Annotated in this window: 15 protein-coding genes and 1 other annotated feature; of the genes, 3 read left to right on the forward strand and 12 right to left on the reverse strand. The window is 37.3% G+C overall.

The features are described from left to right. Nucleotides 1-161: 161 nt before the first annotated feature. Both ACX5JI_RS14420 and ACX5JI_RS14425 read right to left on the reverse strand, forming a co-directional pair. Nucleotides 162-8,465, reverse strand: coding sequence for a carboxypeptidase regulatory-like domain-containing protein (locus ACX5JI_RS14420; protein ID WP_459501728.1), 8,304 nt, complete (start codon nucleotides 8,463-8,465; stop codon nucleotides 162-164). A gap of 109 nt (nucleotides 8,466-8,574) precedes the next feature. Further along, nucleotides 8,575-8,877, reverse strand: a complete 303-nt coding sequence (locus tag ACX5JI_RS14425; RefSeq protein WP_459501729.1) for an MTH1187 family thiamine-binding protein — start codon at nucleotides 8,875-8,877, stop codon at nucleotides 8,575-8,577. A gap of 233 nt (nucleotides 8,878-9,110) precedes the next feature. Between ACX5JI_RS14425 and ACX5JI_RS14430 the strand changes: the two genes are divergently transcribed. Further along, nucleotides 9,111-9,869: a TrmB family transcriptional regulator gene (locus ACX5JI_RS14430; RefSeq protein ID WP_459501730.1), complete on the forward strand. Its 759-nt coding sequence runs from the start codon at nucleotides 9,111-9,113 to the stop codon at nucleotides 9,867-9,869. Nucleotides 9,870-9,956: 87 nt separating this feature from the next. Here ACX5JI_RS14430 and srtD read toward each other — a convergent pair whose 3' ends face one another. The 7 genes from srtD to ACX5JI_RS14465 all read right to left on the reverse strand — a co-directional run bounded on the left by srtD (nucleotide 9,957) and on the right by ACX5JI_RS14465 (nucleotide 16,606). Then, nucleotides 9,957-10,598, reverse strand: a complete 642-nt coding sequence (gene srtD / locus ACX5JI_RS14435; protein WP_459501731.1) for a class D sortase, LPxTATN-specific — start codon at nucleotides 10,596-10,598, stop codon at nucleotides 9,957-9,959. Between the two features lie 57 nt (nucleotides 10,599-10,655). Next, a complete protein-coding gene (locus ACX5JI_RS14440; protein ID WP_459501732.1) occupies nucleotides 10,656-11,255 on the reverse strand; it encodes an excalibur calcium-binding domain-containing protein in 600 nt (199 codons plus the stop codon). 473 nt (nucleotides 11,256-11,728) lie between these two features. Next, nucleotides 11,729-11,887 (reverse strand): hypothetical protein, encoded by a 159-nt coding sequence (locus ACX5JI_RS14445; protein WP_459501733.1) that lies wholly within the window; start codon nucleotides 11,885-11,887, stop codon nucleotides 11,729-11,731. A 76-nt stretch (nucleotides 11,888-11,963) separates the two neighbouring features. Then, nucleotides 11,964-13,139: an MFS transporter gene (locus ACX5JI_RS14450; protein ID WP_459501734.1), complete on the reverse strand. Its 1,176-nt coding sequence runs from the start codon at nucleotides 13,137-13,139 to the stop codon at nucleotides 11,964-11,966. A 395-nt stretch (nucleotides 13,140-13,534) separates the two neighbouring features. After that, entirely contained in the window at nucleotides 13,535-14,848 is a 1,314-nt protein-coding gene (locus ACX5JI_RS14455; RefSeq protein ID WP_459501735.1) for an APC family permease, read from the reverse strand. Between the two features lie 65 nt (nucleotides 14,849-14,913). Next, nucleotides 14,914-15,151, reverse strand: a binding site (T-box leader). Nucleotides 15,152-15,510: 359 nt separating this feature from the next. Next, nucleotides 15,511-16,293, reverse strand: a complete 783-nt coding sequence (locus ACX5JI_RS14460; RefSeq protein ID WP_459501736.1) for a membrane protein insertase YidC — start codon at nucleotides 16,291-16,293, stop codon at nucleotides 15,511-15,513. A 28-nt stretch (nucleotides 16,294-16,321) separates the two neighbouring features. Beyond that, nucleotides 16,322-16,606, reverse strand: a complete 285-nt coding sequence (locus ACX5JI_RS14465) for a hypothetical protein (protein ID WP_459501737.1) — start codon at nucleotides 16,604-16,606, stop codon at nucleotides 16,322-16,324. A gap of 251 nt (nucleotides 16,607-16,857) precedes the next feature. Between ACX5JI_RS14465 and ACX5JI_RS14470 the strand changes: the two genes are divergently transcribed. Then, nucleotides 16,858-17,751 carry a YitT family protein gene (locus ACX5JI_RS14470; RefSeq protein ID WP_459501738.1) on the forward strand — a complete coding sequence of 298 codons (894 nt, stop codon included), beginning with the start codon at nucleotides 16,858-16,860 and terminating at the stop codon, nucleotides 17,749-17,751. A gap of 268 nt (nucleotides 17,752-18,019) precedes the next feature. Here ACX5JI_RS14470 and ACX5JI_RS14475 read toward each other — a convergent pair whose 3' ends face one another. Next, nucleotides 18,020-18,289: a hypothetical protein gene (locus ACX5JI_RS14475; protein WP_459501739.1), complete on the reverse strand. Its 270-nt coding sequence runs from the start codon at nucleotides 18,287-18,289 to the stop codon at nucleotides 18,020-18,022. Between the two features lie 549 nt (nucleotides 18,290-18,838). Between ACX5JI_RS14475 and ACX5JI_RS14480 the strand changes: the two genes are divergently transcribed. Continuing rightward, the gene (locus ACX5JI_RS14480; protein WP_459501740.1) at nucleotides 18,839-19,225 is read left to right on the forward strand and encodes a DUF3938 domain-containing protein; all 387 of its coding nucleotides are present in this window, start codon (nucleotides 18,839-18,841) and stop codon (nucleotides 19,223-19,225) included. Nucleotides 19,226-19,291: 66 nt separating this feature from the next. Here ACX5JI_RS14480 and ACX5JI_RS14485 read toward each other — a convergent pair whose 3' ends face one another. Next, nucleotides 19,292-20,725, reverse strand: coding sequence for a sensor histidine kinase (locus ACX5JI_RS14485; protein WP_459501741.1), 1,434 nt, complete (start codon nucleotides 20,723-20,725; stop codon nucleotides 19,292-19,294). Further along, a complete protein-coding gene (locus tag ACX5JI_RS14490) occupies nucleotides 20,719-21,411 on the reverse strand; it encodes a response regulator transcription factor (protein ID WP_459501742.1) in 693 nt (230 codons plus the stop codon). The genes ACX5JI_RS14485 and ACX5JI_RS14490 overlap by 7 nt, the downstream gene beginning before the upstream one ends. Nucleotides 21,412-21,419: the final 8 nt, after the last annotated feature.

A 21,419-nucleotide genomic window follows, 5' to 3' on the forward strand; every position in this document is an offset into this window, starting at 1 on the left:
TCTATCCATGGCCGGATCCTCTCATCCATCTGAAAAGAATGGTTTTATGTTCGTTTTTTAATTTGGATTTATATATTCTTTCTTTTCATACTAAAGGAGTTTATAAAATGACACAAATTTCCTATCTTATTCCTCTTTCTTATAAAAAATGGTTCCCTATTTTAGATTTTCATCACCCAAACACACCGCAAATCCAATGTTACATATTTTATTACTCCTACTATATCTGTATAAGAAAATGTCGCACAATCTCTATTTCGATCTACTTGAACAATTTGGAATACAGTCGGATTTGAAGTACACGGAATACTTAATGCCTTTCCTGTCTCTTTGAAAAAAATAATATATATTGGTTTTCCTGGAGATGGCGGAATAAAGATTGGATCTAGGCCAACTGTAATACGAGTTGTTTCACCTACTTCTACGTCCACTATAATTGTCTTCGTTCGATACGATGGGTTTGAAATAATTAAAGTATAGGTGCCCGCAGCAAGAGAAGAAACAGTAAAATCCCCAGAGGCATCTGTATGCACAGTTACTAAAGTACCAATAGCGTTTCGCACTTCAACTTTCGCATTTGCAATCGGTTCCTTCGTGAGTTGATTACATACGTTCCCTTGAATTCCTCCCGAACTATCCACGCCCAAAATAAAATCTACATTTTCCAACTGTTCGCCAGCGCGCACCGTAACAACACGTATTGCACGCGGAAATCCTGCTGCTGAAACAACAACCCGAAGCTCTCCAGGCGGAAGATTTCCTACGATATATATTCCATTCCCATCCGAAACACCAGAATTAATGAACAATTCATTTTGATCAAGTACACGAACGAAAGCATCATTAACTGGATTTCCATTTTGATCAAGTACACGAACGAAAGCATCATTAACTGGATTTCCATTTTGATCAACGATTCTTCCTTGAATAGAAGCAGGATTTGGAACTAAGCTAAAATCAGCCTGAACGATGCCACCTGGGGGTAATGAAATATTACAACTACTCGCGATATACCCTTGCATCGTGGCAACGACTGTATACGGTCCACCTGTTAATCCGTTGATAATATATTTACCTTCTACATTTGAAATAGCATTGGTAATAAAGTGACCATTTTCATTTAATACTTGGATTACAGCACCAATGATGGGTATACCTGAATTGGCATCCACCACTGTTCCAATGATAGAAGCTGGATTGGGTTGTAAAGCAACATCGATTATTTTTGTTTCATTAGCTAGTATCGTTACAGGTATAACAACATTTTGATAATTAGCATTAATAAATACCAATGTATAATTCCCTGGCATTATATTATCAATAAGATAATTTCCTGCTATATCTGATTGTACTTCCCGAAGTACGATCCCTCCTTCACTTATAATCTTAATTAGTGTATCTACTAGTGGCATTCCTATTGTATCCGTTACTTTTCCTCTTACAGCCCCAACTAGTCTTGGTAAAGATAATATAGCATTTGCTGTTTCATTGACTATCACTTGAATCGAAACAGTATCATTTCCATACCCTTCTGCAAAAGCAGTCACTGCATAAACTCCTGGTATTAAGTTTGCAGCTATAAAACCTCCATCCATATCCGTTACCGTTGTTAGTACAATAGGGCCTGACGGATTTAGAAAACGAATTTGAATATCTGCTCCTTTTATAGGTAAATGTGTCTCATCATCTTCCACTATTCCTACAATTGTCCCCGCGTTTTCTATTAATTGTAATGAAACCTCTGTTGTATGATCAGCCACTACAAATCCGCTTGAAATCCCCTGACGATATCCAGTTGCATTTACTATAATGGTGTACGTGCCTGATGCAAGGGATTCTACAAGGTAGCTGCCATCATTTTGTGTCACAACTGTCGTAATCACTGCATTTGTACTGTCAATTATAGTAATTACTGCTCCGCTTACTGGAATATATTGGATATTAGTAATTGTCCCGACAATCCGTCCAGGATTTAATTGCAATGGCAACGTCACATCGACCGTCTCATTTAGCAGAATAATAGCTGCACGAGAAATGGACGCGTACCCTGCTGCACTTGCGATCACATTGACTGTACCAACTGGAAGGTTTTCAATCTGAAACCTCCCGCTCTCATCTGTAACTGCTGTCCCGATAATAAAACCATTTATATTTATAACCTTTACACTACTACCGACAATCGGTTTATTAGTGCCAAACTCTACAACGGTGCCAGTAAGGATTCCCGCTGTTTTTGGCAACTGTATCGTTACATTTGCTGTTTCATTTCCTTTTACATTTACCCCTACTGTACTCGTTTGATATTGAGGTGCACTTGCCGTCATTACATAAGACCCAGGGGCTAAACCAGTTATAACGAATGCGCCGATATGATCTGCTTGCACGATGCGGAGCACTTGCCCATGTATATCCGAAATTTGAATGATAACAAGGGCATTTGCAATAGGCACCCCAGATGTATCTGTTATAATTCCAGCAATTGTTCCCGTCAAAGAGCTCAGTTCTATATTTGCTTCTACAGTCGTATTCGCTTCTAACACCGCTCCTACTTGATTCACACTAAAACCTGAGGCACTAGCAGAGGCTGTATAGACTCCTGGAGCAACATTTTCAATCATATATGTTCCATCACTTCTAGTAACTACCGCTACGATGAATACATTATCTTCAAGTAGAGAAACCGTTGCCCCTACAAGCGGGATTCCATCTCCTGTAATAGTGCCTATAATTTTCCCAACATCTCTCGTTAATTCAAAGTTAAAGTTTGTTATATTTTGTCCTGGAGCTACGATTAATCCTTTACTTACGTGTGCAAATTGAGGAGCTGATGCTACTACTGTATAGGAGTTTGCTGGTAAACCTCCCATTACGTAATTTCCATTTACATCTGTTACAGTTGATCCAATTAAAATTCCACTTTGATTAAAAAAGGATAAACCAGCATTATTGATTGGGTTCCCGTTTACTTCTGTAACTGTTCCTGAAACTAGAGCGGGATTTGGAAACAATAAAATCTCAACATTCGTTGTATCTCCAGAGACAACAATCGCTCCAACCGTATTGGACTCATAATTCAAATTAGATGCTACTACTGTATAGTTTCCAGGTTCTAAGCTTGAAATATTAAATTTCCCTGTTCCATCAGTTGTTCTACGTGCCACAGCTAACGTACTGCCACTTGGAAATATTTCTACAAGTGCTCCTGCTAGCGGTGTATGCGTTTCACTATCTTTAATGGCTCCTCCAAGATTCCCTGGAATTCCCTTTAAAGCAAAATTAACCGTTGCGGTTTCATTCGCGATAGCCGTAAAAGCAATTTGTTGTCTTTCGAAGTTTGGGTGAATCGCAACTACCGTATACTCTCCAGGCGTAATTCCATTTAAAACATACAAACCATTTGCATTCGTTTCAGTCGCCTGAATAAGAGCATTATTACTATCAAATAACCGAATAATGGTATCAGAAAGAGGCAGACCATTAACATCTACCACCACTCCCTGCAACGAAGCTATATTAGGTGACAATACAAAATTAAGGGTCGTTGTTGTATCTCTTACAACTAAAATCGAAGATGTTTGATCGCCATATTCGTTACTAAATGCAGTTAATGCATATGTGCCTGGAGCTAAACCACCCGTAATATATCTTCCTTCTCCATCCGTTAATAACGTCTGAATGACAGGACCATTAATTGTTAAATAGCGGACTAGAATATTAATGTTCTGTAATGGCCTCTCGTTTATCGTTTTCTTCGCAAATTCTAAACTTTGTAATCCCCCCACTTTTTCGATTACCACCCCTGTAATAAACCCAGGATTTGGCGATAATACGAAGCTTGCCAATGATTCTGCATTTGCGATTACAACTACTGCTAATACTCCCGTTGAATATTGTGATTCACTCGCTATAACACGATAAGAACCAGGTGCTAATCCCCCCACAACATACCTACCTGTTTGATCAGTAACAGCAGTTGCAATTACAATATTCCCTAATGTTGTAATAACAACATTAGCACCTGGAATTGGCAAAGCCGTATCGAAATCTGTTACAAATCCTGTAATTGTACCGACATCTGCTTGTAAAGCGATGGAGACATTTTGTATTTCATCCGCTAATAACGTAGTCGTCGTCGCTACACTTCCATAAGAAGAAGCCATAACGGTAATACTCAATACCCCAGGCGGTAAATTTGTAATCGTATAATTTCCATTCTCGTCTGTAATCCCTTTTCCTAGAAAAATACCTGTATTAGATGTGACTGTTACTGTACTGCCACCAATCCCCACACCTGTTTGCCCATCTGTAATCGTTCCCGTAATAATACCTGGTAACGAGGTTAATGGGACCGTTACATTCGTCGTCTGATTTACTTCAACTATGACTGAAACCGTGCTTGCCGCATAATTTGGCGCTATAACATTTAGTAAATACTGTCCTTGTTCTAAATCCTGCACCGTAAATGTGCCGTCTGGATTCGCTAAAAAGGATTGCAGCGGTACTCCTGTTCCATTTAATAAATGAATTTGAATATTTGCTCCTGTCACTGGATTTTGATCTTCATCAACAACGATTCCGCTAATATCTCCTACTATACTTGTTAATGAGAGATTGGCAGCTGTTGTCTCATCTCTTCTTACAATTGCTCCTATAATTTCCGTACTATAATTTGGCGCTGTAGCTGTAACTGTATAACTTCCTTCCTTTAATCCTGAAACCACAATATTACCAAATGGACTTGTTACAGTAGATACAACTAATACATCTTGACTATCTCTAATTAAAATCGTTGCTCCCGCCAATGGATTTCCCGTTATTCGATCTGTAACTTGCGCCGATATTGCTCCTGGATTTGACTGTAATGTGAAATCAAAATTGGTAACAATTTGATTTGCTTCCACGGATACCCCGCGTTGTTCACTTTGAAACTGCGGTGCTGTTACAATAACATTGTAAATACCTGGAGGAATACTTCCAGCGCTATATCGTCCTTCTTGATCTGTTAATCCAGTAGCAATAACAGTCTCACCCGAATCAATTATTTTAACTGTAGCATTGATGACCGGAGCACCTACACTATCTTGAACCAACCCTTGAATTTGAGCCGGATTTGGACTAGTTGTTAAATTTACAATTGCTGTTTGATTTGCATGAACTGTTGCCCCCGCCTGTGATGCTGCGTAATTTGGAGCTGCAGCTTTCACAATATATATACTTGGTGCTAAATTCGTAAATTGGTAGTTTCCATTGTCATCGACTGCAATGCTATTAATAAATAAATTATCTGTTGTATATAGTTGTACAATCGCATTTATATTCGTAGGGTTTATCACCCCTGCTATTCCCCCTGGATTTGGTTGCAATGATACCGAAATAGGAGTCGTAGTATTTGCTGATACAATCGCTCCAACAATTTGATTTTGATAATCTTGAGCAATGACTGTAACTGTATAAATGCCTGGCGGTAATCCCGTTGTTATCACATTCCCATTATTATCAGTCAAAACTGTATCTAATAGCACTCCTTGGCTATCAGAAATATTCACAGCAGCTCCTGCAATCGGAGCATTTGTAATAGCGTCTCTTACAGTTCCTGTAATAAACCCCGGGTCTGGAAGTAACGCAATATTGGTAGTCTCTGTTTCACCAGGCGATAACGTAACCGTTGTAATATTCGTTTGAAAATTATCTGCCGACGCGATAACACTGTAGGTGCCCGGACCTAAGTTATGAACAAAATATATCCCATTACTATCACTAAAGACAGATGCAATTACAACACCATTTGCATCAAGCACTCGGATTTGTATATTTGCGCCTGCAATTGGTGTTCCAGTTTGTGCATTTGTAACAACACCTGTGACGGCTGCCGGATTCGGTAATAAAATAAAGTTAAGTTGAGAAGTAGCATTTGCAGCAATAGTGATCCCTTTAATACTCGTTTGAAAATCAGGAGCTGAAACGGTTACGTTATATGTGCCTGGTGCTACATTTTGTACGTCATATCCCCCATTCGCATCCGTCACACTCCGGGTGACAATCACATCCGAATTCGCATCTCGAACAAGAAGCACAGCTCCCGCAATCGCTTGGTTATTACCAGTCACATTTCCTTGTAAATTACCTAGTAATGGAGATAGCGATTCATCTACCGTAATCATCATATTTGCTTGAACGATTGCCCCTACTATTTGTGTACCATAATTTTGAGCACTAAATGATACTGTATAATTCCCTGGTGTCAATCCTGTAAACGTATAGTTCCCCGCAACATTAGTAATTGTATTCGCAATCAAAACATTATTTAAAAATATGGAAACTGATGCCATATTAATCGGTAGATTTGTTTGACTATCAATGACTTCACCAGTTACACTTCCGGCTAACGGGATAAGAGACACATTTGTCGTTGATACTTGATTGGAAGCAATCACTGCCCCTACCGTTTGTGTACCATACCCATCTGCAGCAAATATCACAGAGTACGTGCCAGGTGCTAAAGACGGAACTGTATATGCTCCTATATTATTCGGTTGCGTTGTCGCAACAGTAATCCCAAATTGATTGACTACACGTATTGTCGCTCCATTAACCCCGGTACCTGTTTGAGAATCTATTACCGTTCCAGATAACGACCCTGGATTCACAATTAAATTTATATCTGCATTTGTCACTTGATTTGCTGAAACAACGGCTCCTACTATTTGTGTATCATAATTAATAGCATTCGCTATCACACGATATGAGCCCGGCGCTAATGCAGAAAACGTATATGCTCCTGCACCATCTGTCGTTGTTGTACTAACAAGCACTCCATTATTATCACGTAAAGTTACATTTGCTCCTGCTATAGTTATATTTGTTGCGCTATCTCGAACCGTTCCCTGAATCGTCCCTGGATTGGCAACAAGTAAAAAGTTTGCTGTGCTGCTCACGTTTGATTGCACCAATACCGCTTGCGTTTGTGATTGATAATTCGCTGCAACAGCTGCAATATTATACGTGCCAGGTATGAGCGCATTCACCACATATTGTCCGCTACCATTTGTTGTTGTTTGCGCGATAATTGCACCTAACGTATTCGTAATCGTGACAGCCGCTCCGACAATTGGAACATTTGTCTGACCATCTATAACAGTCCCTTGTACATTTCCCGGCGCAGGTGTCAGCGTTACATTTACCATAGAAGTAACATTGGATTGAATCGTGAGAGGCCTTGTACTTGTCACATAATTTGTAGCTGTGATTTGCAGTACATAATTTGCATTTGGAGTAATATTCGGTAAGCTATATGAACCAGCAGAATCAGTTATTGTTCCCCCTACTGGATTTCCATTTAATAAAACTTGAACGTTTGCCCCGGCTATAGGAACCCCGGTTACCCCATTCGTTACAGTACCTGTAACCCCACCAGTCGTTTGCGCGGTCACCGTAAGATTACTTGAAGCAGCAGTAATCACTCCCCCTGAATAACTATCAATTCCCGTCACCGTCGCTGTATTTAATATTCGGTTTCCCGCTGTAATAAAGCTACCTTTTTGAACAAATTGTAATGTCGCACTAGCGCCAGCAGACAAATTCCCGACATTCCATGTAATTGTAGAACCGTTAATTACAGCTGTCCCTAGTGAAACACTCGTTACTTGAACAGAGTCAAGAATGTCTAAAGAAATCACATCATTCACAAACAATGTCGTCGCTGTACTTTTACCGATATTTGTTAATGTAATACTTCCCGTCCATTCTCCCTGCACTCCAGTTACAATCGTAGTCGGACCTGACAATAACGTTTTTTCTAGACTAAGCGCCGCACGTACATCTCCCTGATTTGATTTAAGTAGGTTCGACTGTGCTTGCTGGAATTGAAACCCTTCCGCTGTTTGCAAAGAGTCCTTATTATAGTTATTCGAATTCGCAGAAGTAAAAGCAAGTAGGTTAAGATTAGAATTTGCTGTAATTCCTAAAAACGAAAAAAGAGTCGCTATTGGTATAAAAAAATCTAAAAAGTAGTCTGGATCCCCGCCAAAATTAGAATCCGCTTGGACGACGCGAGCTACGTCAAAATTTACAATCGGCCGGCTAAAATTTGCTCCACCTCGCCCATTAGTCCCTTCAGCTGGATCGTTCCAGGAATTAAACTCTTCTATTACATTTTGAATTAAGTTGACTGTACTCGTATTCCCATCCACATTTAATAACCATTGGTACGTACCTACTACACCACTTGTATTAAATAAAACGCCCCATGCAAAATTTTGAAAACCTGTTTGTTTACTGTTACGTGGATCAGCATGTAAACGCAGGCGAAAATATATATTTACTCCATCATATGCATAGTAAAAAGATGGAAATGAAGAACTCCCTACAATATCCGTGCTTGCAGGAGAGTGGTCTCCAACAATATCAGCATATACATTTCCATTTACTAAAACAGGTGTAAATTGTACACTCGTTGGAAATCCCAAATCATGTTCCTCCTTTCTTATCATTATTATTTTATTGGCTCATTTTCCATAAGTGCCTGTTCTTACGCACACAAAAAAGCATCCCATAGTAGGGATGCCTTTTTTCATTCTATAACTTCGATTTCACAGAATTTAATTTTTTCTCCATTGTACTTTCTTTATCTCGGCGATCATCGATACGAATCGTTGTCGCTACACGCTTTGCACCTTTTGTATATGGTACTTCATGCATTTGTTGAATCACTTCAAGTAATACAGGAAGATCTCCTTCAATTACTGTATTCATCGGTGTTAATTGATATTTCACGCGATCTGCATTTTTCTCTAACACTTTTTGTACTCCCGCTACATATTCACTTACGCTCGGATTACTTGTTCCAACTGGAATAATCGATACATCAACAATTGCCATGGTAGTTCCTCCTTATGTTCGTTTCATTTCTATTGTACAAAAATATGTCTTACTTTACTAACTGGAACCATACTTGTAATTTAATTTTCTCTAATATATTGATGTTATCCTTTGAAAGGAAAAGGTAACTTTGGCTCTATTCTTTCTATTCACCTCTCTAAACATGAAGCACTTGTATAAACGCACATACTTCTTTATTCTTAATATAGAATCTAACTTGTTCGGGAGGTACTATGTTACAAAAATTCGGTTTCTCACAATATGAAAGCAAGGCATATGAAGTAATAGTCTCAAGTAATGAACCACTAGATGCGACAACAATTGTAAAACATTCAGGTGTGCCAAAAGCAAAAATATATGAAGTATTAACACGCCTTATCGATAAAGGAATGGTCATGGATTCTGTTTCAGAAAAGAAAAAACTGTATACCGCCCTATCACTAGACCTTGCTATTCAAAAATTAACAACAGAATTCCAGTCACATATTAAAGAACTCCAAACAAATATTTCGAAACGCTCCTTTACAGATGACCGTGTTTGGAGCTTAAAAATGCAGTCCTCTATTCAAGTGCAAAGCAAGCAAATTGTAGAAGAGGCGCAACACTCTATTCGTATTTCTGCTTGGAATGATACCTTTTTAGAATATCTTCCTATACTGGAAGAAAAGGCAAAACAAGGCATTGATATCGAAGCGCTTGTCGTTGGAAATGTGAACACAGAACTAACAAATGTACACACTCTCATTCCAACTGAAGAACCGAACGCATTAGAGCGTTACTTACTACTTATTGCCGACGATCGCGAAATTTTATTTGCTGGGGTAGAACAAAATTCTTGGCAGGCGATGAAAACAATGTCTCCACCGTTCGTAAAATTTTTTACAGAGTTCTTCTACCATGATGTAGCACTTGCAAAAATTACAGAAAAACATCATGATCTCTTTATGAATGATGAGGAAATACGGAATATTTTAGTGAAATTGAGGTATTAATGCTTCATTGCATGATACTTTATATTGATTATCGGGAGTGTTTGTATATCTATTACAACCCACTCCCTTTTTGATTTACAAAATCAGTTACCCTTCATTAGCCGAGATTAAACCTGCTTCAATGATATATCTATCTGGAGCGTCACCAATATAATCAAAAGGATAACAAGTTGTTAAAGTTAATGTTGACTGATCTTTTTCCACAATTACCGTTCGATCATCAGCATGTGTAACCCAATGACGGTTAATTTGATACGTATACGTTTTATTATCATATTTTACAATTATTGTGTCGTTTTCTTGTAATTTACCAAGTTCAGTAAATACCGTATCCCTATGACCACTTAAAACAGTATGACCATTCCCAGAAGGAGTAGTCGTAAGATCACTTACAAACATTCCAACTCCTTTTTTTAGTACTTTGTCATCCGTTCCCCAATATACAGAGTACTTTTGTTCAATTTTAGGAATAATTAAAAGCGCTACTTTCTCACCTTGTTGATGCTGTACTTGCGAAGATGGAGTTTGTATATTTGAAGGTTCAGTTTCTTTTGATTCTGTGTCCTCTATTATGGACGAAGAGTGTTCAGCTTCTTTATATTGATTGACTTCCTCTTTTGTTAAAGATTGAGCGGAACTCTTTGCTTGATACCACTGTATAAAATAATAAGAACAAGCTGTTAAACCTATAATAATCAAACATAAACCAAACCATTGCCTTTTATTCATGTTATTCACCTTTATATTAAAACGACAGGATTTCTCCTGCCGCTTTAAGAATTTATATTATGCGTTTGTTTTTTTACGACGGAACATTAACGCTGAACCTACTAATGCTAGACAAGCACTTGCTAGCATCATTGTAAGACCATTTGACGCTGTGTTTGGCAATTTCTCACCTTGTTTTTTCGTATCTTTTTTCGCTTTTACAGTAGTATCTTTTTTAATTTCTTTTGTTGTTGTTGGTTTTTCAGTTTTTGTTTGCTCTTGTTTAGTAGTTGCTTGATTGTTTTCTTTTTTAGCAACTTCTTGTTTAGACTCTTGTTTATTTTCTTGTTTAGGCTCTTGTTTAGGCTCTTGTTTAGGCTCTTGTTTAGGCTCTTGTTTAGGCTCTTGTTTATTTTCTTCTTTTTTCTCTGTTGTAGCAGCTGTATCTACAGGATATTTATAATTTTCACAAGCGATACCATCCTTATCATTATCTAAGCGATGCGGATCGTTGCCAACACTATATCCATTTTGATTCCAAAAATCTTGTGCGTCCTTTTGACTTTTAAAATCACTACAGTTTTTTGTGTCGTTAGGACTCTTTGCTGCATATGCAGATGAGTTATACCCCATAGTTAAAAGCGCTAACGCAGATACTGAAACTAACGTTTTTTTCATTTTTTTCCCCTTCTCCCATTTTATGTATTTACATTGAAATATTTTACATATAAATATGACAAAATTCAATATTTATCTACAAATAATATAATTTTCAAATGATAGTTCATACTCTATCATCTAGAAGAAATTCCATATTGTTTAATGAAAGTATAAAAAGCCCTCAAAATGTGAGTGCTTTTTATACTTTCATTAATTCAACTTTATATAATTACAGAACAATCATTTTTTTATTAGTAAGAGCCCTGAAGCAACGGAAATGGGGTTTAGGGATTCGGGATTCGGGGCTCAGGGCTCTTATATGAGTGTTACCGAGTAATGAAGGGTGACTCGGTAAAGATATATTATCATAATTTTCTAAAAAGAAAACGTGGTAAATGTATCCAATTAGAATGTGCGGTATATTTGTCCATTACTAGCGTACAACACATTCTTTTATTACGAAAAACTGTCGATTCTTCCTACTTTTTATTTTATTTTTGGATCTCACTTAACAACTGAATCATTTTCTCATTCTGCTGAACTTGTTTTTCAGAATTATGATACAGAAACCGGATCCACCTTAGTACAAAAGCAATCATAACAACCGGTAATACCATCGCTACGAAACCTATTATTGACTCGAAATCCATATCCCTTCACTCCTCTCCCTCTATCATTCCATACAAAACGAGTGAATCCTTCCCTTCTCTCCAAACAAAAAAGAACCTATCCAATGATAGATTCTTTCTTTGCCGCACGAGTAGACTGTCCTCTCGTAATCGAGAAAATTGCAGACAGGAGCGCTAATATGACAAAGACTCCTCCGACCCATGCATTATACATAACAGACGATTGTTCAATTACAACTCCGCCAACAGCCGAACCAAGTGCGATTCCTAAATGCAGTGCTGAATTATTTAAACTTTGCTGGATGCCAGCTGATTCTGGCGCAATTTCAATTAAATAATTTTGCTGCGCTGGTGAAATGGCCCAGCTTAACATGCTCCAAATTCCCATCATAATAATGAATAATGGGAAGGAAAATGTCACAAGCGGCAACATACAGATCGCACATGCAAAAACGATAATAATCGAAATAATACTTTTCTGCGATCCCCACTTATCTGCAAGAAGGCCGCCAACTCCTCCGCCGATGACTGCTGCAATACCGAAAATAAAGTAAAATACACTAATCCAGTTTGCTTCTACATGCATCACATCTTTTAAAAATGGTGTTAAGTACGCATATAGTGTTAAATGCCCTGTTAAAAATAAAAATGATGTAAACTGCGCACTCACGATCTTTTTATCTTTCAAAGTAGCAATTTGTTCTCTTATAGATAAGACCGCTACTGGCGGAACTTTCGTTAAAAATAATGAAATACTTATAATCGCGATCACGGTTAATACTGCAATTAAAATAAATGGTACACGCCATCCATATGCATTTCCAAGTACAAGTCCTAGCGGTACGCCAAGTACAAGCGATCCACTAATCCCCATAAAAATAATTCCGATTGCACGCGCACGGAAATGTGGTGCTACCACACTAGAAGCTAACGTTACCGACAATGCAATAATAAGTGACCCACTTGCGGCACAAATCACCCGCGAAAACATTAACATCGCATAATTCACACTCAAAGCCGAGATGACATTCCCTATTAAGAAAATAAATAATGCCCCAATATACAATGTTTTACGCTCAAACTTTCCTGTCACCGCTAATAAAATCGGTCCTGAAAGCGCAAATACAACCGAGAATATTGTAATCAATTGACCCGCTGCGCGAATCGATACCCCTAAATCATTTGCGACTAAATCGAGCGTTCCACCAATAATTAGTTCGACCGTCCCAACTACGAATGCCGCAATCGCTAAAATATATACACGAAAATTCACGTTATCTCACACCTTCTCTTTTGGTTACTACAACTATAGTAACCAAAAGAGAAGGTGCAATCAAGTATAAAATTCTCCCGTATACGTTTAGAAAATATTCACAAATAAAAAAGTAGGCGTATTATACGCCTACTATATATCCCTGTTAATCTTCCAACTTAAAGATCAAGTTTATGTCGTTTTGTTATTTATATATAAATCCAATTTGATTTTCTAACAAATACATTATGATTATGAAGAACAAACAGAGACCTTCACTCATTTTCTTCTTCTGTTTTCACATGGAATGGGGCTAAAAGAGGCACTGACCGCTTCTATCCATGGCCGGATGCTCTCTCCCTCCTAAAAAGAATGCTTTTATGTCATTTTTTAAATTTGTATTTATATATCATTCCTTAAGACTGTGTTTCTTTCTTCTTATTTAAGTACCAATAAACCGGAAGACCTGTAAATACCATTCCAATTGATAAGAAACAGCTTAGTGGATCATTAATAATCGCACTACCAATAACAAACAATGACCCTAAAATCGCTACAATTGGGACAATTGGGAACAGCGGTACGCTGTATGCACGCTCTTTCCCTTCATTACGTTTTCGTAAAATGAAGACACCAATAAATGTCATCACGTAGAAAATATAAATAATAAATACGGAAATCTCAGATAGCTTATTTGGATCACTAATAATCATTAAAATAATACCAAGTATAATTTCAAAAGTAATCGCATTTGCTGGTGTTTTAAACTTTTCATGCGCTTTTGCAATAAACTTAGAAAATGGAAGTTGTCCACGTTCTGCCATCGACATTGGAATACGCGGAAATGTTAAAATCTTTCCGTTTAAGCATCCAAAAATAGAAATGATAATCCCAATACTAATAATCTTACCGCCATATTCTCCAAGTAACATACCAGCTGCTGTCGCTGTCGCATTCTCTCCAAGATTAACAATTTTTGCTGCTGGTAATACTTTCAATAGTGCTAAGTTAATTAATACGTAAGCTGCTGTTACAATTAAAATCCCTACTGTCATCGCCTTTGGTAATAACTTTGTTGGATTTTTCATTTCACCACCGATAGAAGCAAGTAAAATCCAACCGTCATACGCAAATAAAGTTGCTAAAATAGCCATTCCAATACTTTGATTTTCTGATATTGGTACAACAACATTAAAGATATCACTATTTCCCTTCCAAAAACCTAACACAACAATTAATACGATTGGAATCATCTTTCCGACCGTTGTAACGGTTTGAACAATGCCCCCGTATTTTGTTCCCATACTATTTACCACCCCAAGGAATACAACTGTCCCAATTGCGATTGGTAAATTCCATACTTTATCTAAATAGAAAAAATTAATCATTAAAGAGCTAAAATATAAGCCTAACGTTCCAATAATAGCTGGTCCATAAACAATTGTTTGCATCCAGCCCGATAAATATCCCAAAAAGCTTCCATAAATCTCCTCTAAATACGTATACAATCCACCATTTTTCGGAATTTGCGCCCCGATTTCAGCTACTGTTAAACCACTAGCTAAAGTTAACAAGCCACCTATGACCCAAGCAAGAATTGCCATATTTGAACTTCCTGAGTAATCTAATACGCTACCTGGCTTCATGAATACACCAGATCCAATAATTGTTCCTACAACGATAGATAGTGCGACTGTTAAACCAATTTTGTTTTTCTCATCATGATGCATACCGCATTTCCTCCTTCCAATTCTAGTGTGATGCAAAAATGAAATAAAAAAACACTCCTCCCTAAAAAAGGGACGAGTGTTGTATTCGTGGTTCCACCCTTGTTTAATCAGTAAAATAAAACATACTTCACCAATTCCTCAAGTCTAGATAACGGTGTTTGCCGGCAAGCAATTACTAGTTGTTCGTTCACTGCTGCAGTTTAGAGGTGGTAATCCATTTTTCCGTATTAGGAAGCTCACAGCCAAAGGCCTCCCTCTCTGAGAATCGTAAAAAATTGATCATGTCCTCATCATTACTTCTTGATGTCGAATTTTGTAGTTATTTTTCATTATATTGAATCTTTAAAAATAATCAACATGTTTTTTGTATAACACACAAAAATATTTCTTCTTATATTATAACAAAAACGAATACATTTCTCTAATTTCCGCTAAAATGAAACTTGAATCAGTAGCGTTTTCTCCATTCCCTATTGATTATCAGCCCCTACCAATCGGGCTTTTCCGGGCAGTTGATCCCATCTAGTTCCGCACGTTTTTCATAATCATTTTTACTTTTTGTTTCATTGCCTCCTCCAATTTTTGATTCACATTTCCGCCTGTACATGCGATAGCAAACTTCAATCGCGCAAAAAAACCACTCCTAATAGAGTGGCTTCCTTTTATGCATTTTGTAATTGTCCTTCTTCACGTTCCATTACTTTTCGTAATACAATCATTTGCAACATCGTAAATATGTTACTTGTAATCCAGTACACAACAAGTCCTGATGGTGCAGCAAACCCCATAAATAAAATCATGGCTGGCATCATAAACTGTTGCACTTTAAGCATCGGAACCTGTTCTCCTGCCTGAGTATTTGATTGCATAATTTTCATTTGCATAAACGTAGCGAGTGCTGCCAGAATCGGTAAAATATGATACGGATCTGCATGTCCTAAGTTTACCCATAAAAATGAAGATGTACGAATCTCTTCAGTTCGACTAATCGCATAATACAATGCTGAGAAGATCGGCATTTGTACTAAGATTGGCCAGCACCCAGCAAGCGGATTCCAACCGCCTGTTTTCATTAGTTCTGTCATTTCTTTCTGATATTGTTTTTGTTTTTCGATATCTTTGCTGACATCACCATGCTTTTCTTTCAACTTCTGCAGCTCTGGTTGCATTTTTTTCATTTTCATTTGACCACGGTATTGCGAAACAGCTAACGGAATCATCGCTGAACGAACAACGAGCGTAATGATAATAATCGCAATCCCGAAACTCCCGTCAGGTATATGATGTGAGACAAATTGAAGCATAAGTGAGATTGGGTATACAAAATAGTGATCCCAAATTCCAGTACTATTTGCATCAATTGTGCCGCTATTGCTGCAACCAGATAAAACAAAAACAAGTAATAATGATAAACTAACGAGCACAGCTCGGTATGATTTTAACATTTCCATTCCTCCAATGTTTCGTAATTATTTATCGAAACATTGGTGTATACGGACCACCCTCATCACTCTCTTCACTCGATTCTTGTCTACGAACCGAACGAACCATTCCATACTTATAGAAAATAGAAAAGAGCGAAATATTACCAGGATTTTCTTCACATGTATGAACAAGCGCAAAAGCTGTTCGTCTACCACTTGATGCTTGCTGCCGTACAAAGCGAGAAACATTAGCAAGAAAGAAGACTTCTAATAAACAAAGCGCTGTCGTTACAACAGATATATATAAAGCCACATCTTGCAATAAAAATTCCATCGATTCACATCCTTACTACACTCATTTTAACACATTCTCTAAACGTTCTCTATTTTCTTTTATTTTTAAGAAAAAGATATAAAAAACCACTGTATTCGCTTTCTTTTTTATATTCAAATATATATATGGATAGCACTTATTTTTTTAGAATTTTATAACATTTATTCATTCCAATAAAACTATTGCCAGTTTTTGAAAAAAGCATTATCCTCTTCTTGTAATCAAAAATGAATATGGAGATGAAACATACTATGGGTCAATTAGGAGACGCCGATTACGTTCCCGATACCGCCTTTTTATCCTTCCCAGCAGCTAGAACATTTCACTTGGAATTTATAATACAGTTGATTGTTATTTTTGTAGCTTCCATTTTGTATGCCATTTCGATGAATATGTTTTTTATCCCGCATAATATGATTAGCGGTGGTTTTTCTGGTGTAGGGATGATTATCGGTTATGTAACGCACTATAATATCGGTGCACTTATCTTTTTATTAAACATCCCACTACTTATTCTAAGTCACTTTTACTTAGGAAAGAAAACAACTTTCTTAACAGCTTACTTCGTGGCTGTATCATCTATAGCCATGAACATTATCCCAGTACATCAAGTATCGGAAGACATTTTACTTTCTTCTGTATTTGGTGGTGTGATTTGCGGTGCATCCTCAGGAATTATCTTCCGCTTCGCGTCATCAACTGGTGGTTTTGATATTGTTGGATTGATTGTCGCGAAACATAAAGACATTTCGATTGGTGCTATTATTTTTGTTTTCAACTTAGCCTTACTTGTTGTCGCTGGCTTTATTTTCGGATGGGATATTACACTGTACACGTTAATTAGCCGTTTTGTAGTCAGCAAAGTAATCGATGCTGTACATACAAAGCACATTAAATTAACGATCATGACAATTACAGAAAAAGGCGAGGAAATTAAAAGTGCACTACTGCATCACGGCATACGTGGTGTGACGATGGTAGATGCTGTCGGCGGCTATACCAACCATAAGAAAAAAATGATTTACACCGTCGTAACTCGTTACGAATTAGGAGAAATAAAGCGTATCATTCGTCATGTGGACAATCATGCGTTTATGAATATTACAGAAACCGTTGAAATCGTTGGACGTTTCAAACGAATATGAATCCCCCCCCACTTAGCAAAGCTTGAAGTGGGGGTTTCTAACGTTTCGGCCTAACGGACGATTAACGTCAGTGGAGTTAACACACTAGCGGGCTGTTTCACGCCTAACTCCTCTATCCCGTTTTTCCATGTATTCGGGACTACTTTTCGTAAAATATTCACCCAACCACCTTCACATATGTTTAGAGGTGGGAGTCCTCTCGAAAGATATGATAGAAAAACGCAAGGAATGACTATTCCTTGCGTTTTTATTTACAATCCGCTATCCATTACGATGTATATGTACCCGTTCCACTCAGTAATCTTTGATTGTAATTATGAGCAGCGAGTGCTCCCCAAACCATACAAATGAAATGTGTCACAAAAAGCCCAAGACCAAATGTTACAATCCCAACAATTAACTCAATAACGATCATAATAATTGCACCAATAATAGTGGAATATAACATGCCAAAAGAACCGAATAAAAATGTTAATACTAAAGAAATCCCTATACTTTTCGTAGGTGTAACAATAATATGCTGCTTTTGTGTCCCCATCGAATGCCCTCCTTTAATAATTGAAAATTCAGTCAAATTTATTGTACAACGAAATGGAATATAAATACAACTTGAAAAAATGACATAAAACCATTCTTTTTAGGTGGGAGAGAGCATCCGGCTATGCATAGAAGCGGTCAGCCCCTCTTCCTGCCCCATGCCAAGTGAAAACAAAGAGAGAAAATGAGTGTAGTTCACTTTTTGTTCTTCCTAGCAGCGGGTTATGTGCCCTAAATTCAAAATGTATTTACAATTATTACAAAATCAGATAATTCCTATTATTATTCCTCTAAATATGCTATAATACAGTAAGACTTACAAAAAAGAATGTATAGACTTGGAAGCTTCACTTACTTTCATAAGTAAAAAACGAGAAGTCAGGTATATTTCAGATGCAAGTTTACATAGTAATTCATTACTTTCACATCGTATACAAAACGGCTTAAATGACCGATTATCTTAGTTATTCTTCTACTTAACATTAACTTCTATTTACTATACCTACCTTTTTGACTTCCAAATCATCTTATTACATAGGGAGATGAACATATGAATCAATATATACGATACGCGGTAGCTGCTTTGTTTGCTATTGTTGGCGGCATGATTTGCTTCTGGACAAACATTCAGCTTGGAGAACATATCATTTTTAACGGAATCGAATCACTTGTAAGCGCTTCAATATTAGGTGGATATATTTACTTCCTCTTTAATCCAGAGGAGAATGCTCAAAAAACAATGCTATTAACAATGATCGGAATCGTCGGAGGATGCATCTCCTTCTCGATGACAAACTATACAATGCCACTACAATTAAGTTCAGCTTTCTTCCACGGTCTTTGGACTTGGTTTATCGCATTTTGCTTAGCAGATGTGTTCAACCTATTACAAGACCCTGAAGAAGAAAACGGACGGAGCATTGAAAGCAACTCTTAATAAAAAAGAGGCTGGAAGATACATCTTCTAGCCTCTTTTTTTCATATGTCGGCGATTCGAAATGTATCAAGCGCTCGGAATCCGAAACCACACATGCGCTCCGCCGCATACTACACTATTTTCTGCGAATATATTTCCGCCGTGCTTCTCTACAATCGTCTTCGCAATATACAATCCAAGACCCGAGTGTTCCTTACTACTTGAACGTGAGTGATCCTCTTGATAAAAACGCTGAAATACTTTTTGTACATCAGCAAATTGAAAACCAGACCCGGAATCATACACATGAAACTGAAATGCATCATGATGGATACATACTTTTAGCAAAATTTTACCTGCTTCTGGCGTAAAACGAACCGCATTCATCACAAGATTATCCATTACTTGACTTATTCTCTCTCGGTCAAATAAAAACGCCTTTTGATCATCAATTTCGAACAGAACGTCCCACTCTATCTCTTTCTTCTTTACGATATACTCATACTCTTCTATTTTCTTATGAAAGAAACTCTCTAAATTCACTTCACTTAACAATAATTGAAATGAAAAGTTTTCTAGCTCATTTATCGTATTGAACTCCCCAAGAAGCTTCGCCATCCGATTTGTATTCCGCTCAATCGTCTGTAAATAACGCTGCAACAAATCTTCATTTTTCCATAGACCACTTTGTAAACCTTCTGTATGTCCTTGGATAATTGTTATTGGTGTTTTTAAGTCATGAGAAATGGCTCTGACGTATTCTCTTCTTTCTTCTTCTAATTCCCATTGGCGGGATAGGCTATCGGCTAGTGCTGCACGCATACTTTCAAACGACCTAACTAATTCACCTATTTCATTTTTTGCGTTGTAGTCTATATGGAAATCTAGGTCACGTGCTTCGATTCGTTTAGAAGCATCTACTAACTCTCTCATTGGTCTGGATAACCTTTTTCCAATTCTATGAGAAACAATATACGATAACAAACTAACATATACAAAAGGGGATCCAAATACAAATACAGCAAATAAGGCAATCCAGCCATTTGCATAAGAAACATGTAACGTATAGTTAAGCCCTAATGCCCCTTTTAACTCTCCATCAGCATTCAAAAGCGGCGTATAATAAGTTGTGTTTTTATCTATATCTTCTACATGTAAACTTATATTTAGATTATTAGCTAGTGGATTATTGGGATCTATTATCCGTCTTGTATATGTTCCATACTGCTTATTTCCTTTTACATCGATTACTTGATATGTAATTCCTTCTTTTGGAATTAACTTTTCTAATTCTTGTTGCTCTTCTTTATCTAATAAAAGATCTCCTTTTTTGCCTGCATACTCTTGAATCATTGGGATCTTTTTTTCATAGTAATTAGCCGGGTGCATCAACTGCTCTCCACTCTTCTTCCACCAATATACAAATGCTCCAAGCGTTGCAATAGATAAAAGAATGCTACCCACTATTATAGTAATGAACCCAACAATTAACTGTTTTTTTATAGAGAGCTTTTCTAGCATAATTTTACACTCCACTTATATCCAATCCCCCACACCGTCTGAATATACGTGTGCTTCTGGTCATACATACTAAGCTTTGTACGTATCTTCTTCATATGCTCAACAACAGTAGACACATCACTTTCATTATCGTAACCCCAAATTTTCTCAAAAAGCTGTTCCTTTGTTAACACTTGGCCAGAATGAAGTGCCAGCATCTTTACAACCTCGAATTCCTTCTTTGTAAAATGAATTGTTTGATTTTTTACTGAGACTTCATAACTCTGCAAATCAATTAAGATGTTTCCGTACCGAAGAACATGCTTCTCAGACTGCTCTTGTAAATCTGTAACCCGGCGTAAATTAGCAATGATGCGCGCCTTTAGTTCCTTTAAACTAAAAGGCTTACTAATATAATCGTCCCCACCAATCATCAATCCTTCAATCCGTGATTGTTCCCTGCTATCGGCACTTACAAATAAAATGGGACAAGTTTGCCTCTCTCTAATCTTCACGCATACCTCAAATCCATTCATATCCGGAAGCATCACATCTAGCAAAACTAAACTGACATCATCATCTAATTGACGCAATGCTTCCTGACCATTTAAAGCCGTACGGACATGGTACCCTTCCATAGCAAGACTATCTGTAATAAACGTTAAAATATCTTCTTCATCATCAACAACTAAAATCGTCTGTGCCATGGCCATCT

The organism is Bacillus sp. C1, from assembly GCF_054570475.1.

What these genes read in the sequence shown, in the direction of transcription:
- srtD (WP_459501731.1), bottom strand. Translation starts at nt 10,598, where the DNA reads ATGAATAAAAGGCAATGGTTTGGTTTATGTTTGATTATTATAGGTTTA.
- ACX5JI_RS14445 (WP_459501733.1), bottom strand. Translation starts at nt 11,887, where the DNA reads ATGGATTTCGAGTCAATAATAGGTTTCGTAGCGATGGTATTACCGGTT.
- ACX5JI_RS14480 (WP_459501740.1), top strand. Translation starts at nt 18,839, where the DNA reads ATGAATCAATATATACGATACGCGGTAGCTGCTTTGTTTGCTATTGTT.
- ACX5JI_RS14465 (WP_459501737.1), bottom strand. Translation starts at nt 16,606, where the DNA reads ATGGAATTTTTATTGCAAGATGTGGCTTTATATATATCTGTTGTAACG.
- ACX5JI_RS14440 (WP_459501732.1), bottom strand. Translation starts at nt 11,255, where the DNA reads ATGAAAAAAACGTTAGTTTCAGTATCTGCGTTAGCGCTTTTAACTATG.
- ACX5JI_RS14425 (WP_459501729.1), bottom strand. Translation starts at nt 8,877, where the DNA reads ATGGCAATTGTTGATGTATCGATTATTCCAGTTGGAACAAGTAATCCG.
- ACX5JI_RS14455 (WP_459501735.1), bottom strand. Translation starts at nt 14,848, where the DNA reads ATGCATCATGATGAGAAAAACAAAATTGGTTTAACAGTCGCACTATCT.
- ACX5JI_RS14475 (WP_459501739.1), bottom strand. Translation starts at nt 18,289, where the DNA reads ATGGGGACACAAAAGCAGCATATTATTGTTACACCTACGAAAAGTATA.
- ACX5JI_RS14430 (WP_459501730.1), top strand. Translation starts at nt 9,111, where the DNA reads ATGTTACAAAAATTCGGTTTCTCACAATATGAAAGCAAGGCATATGAA.
- ACX5JI_RS14460 (WP_459501736.1), bottom strand. Translation starts at nt 16,293, where the DNA reads ATGTTAAAATCATACCGAGCTGTGCTCGTTAGTTTATCATTATTACTT.
- ACX5JI_RS14470 (WP_459501738.1), top strand. Translation starts at nt 16,858, where the DNA reads ATGGGTCAATTAGGAGACGCCGATTACGTTCCCGATACCGCCTTTTTA.
- ACX5JI_RS14490 (WP_459501742.1), bottom strand. Translation starts at nt 21,411, where the DNA reads ATGGCACAGACGATTTTAGTTGTTGATGATGAAGAAGATATTTTAACG.
- ACX5JI_RS14485 (WP_459501741.1), bottom strand. Translation starts at nt 20,725, where the DNA reads ATGCTAGAAAAGCTCTCTATAAAAAAACAGTTAATTGTTGGGTTCATT.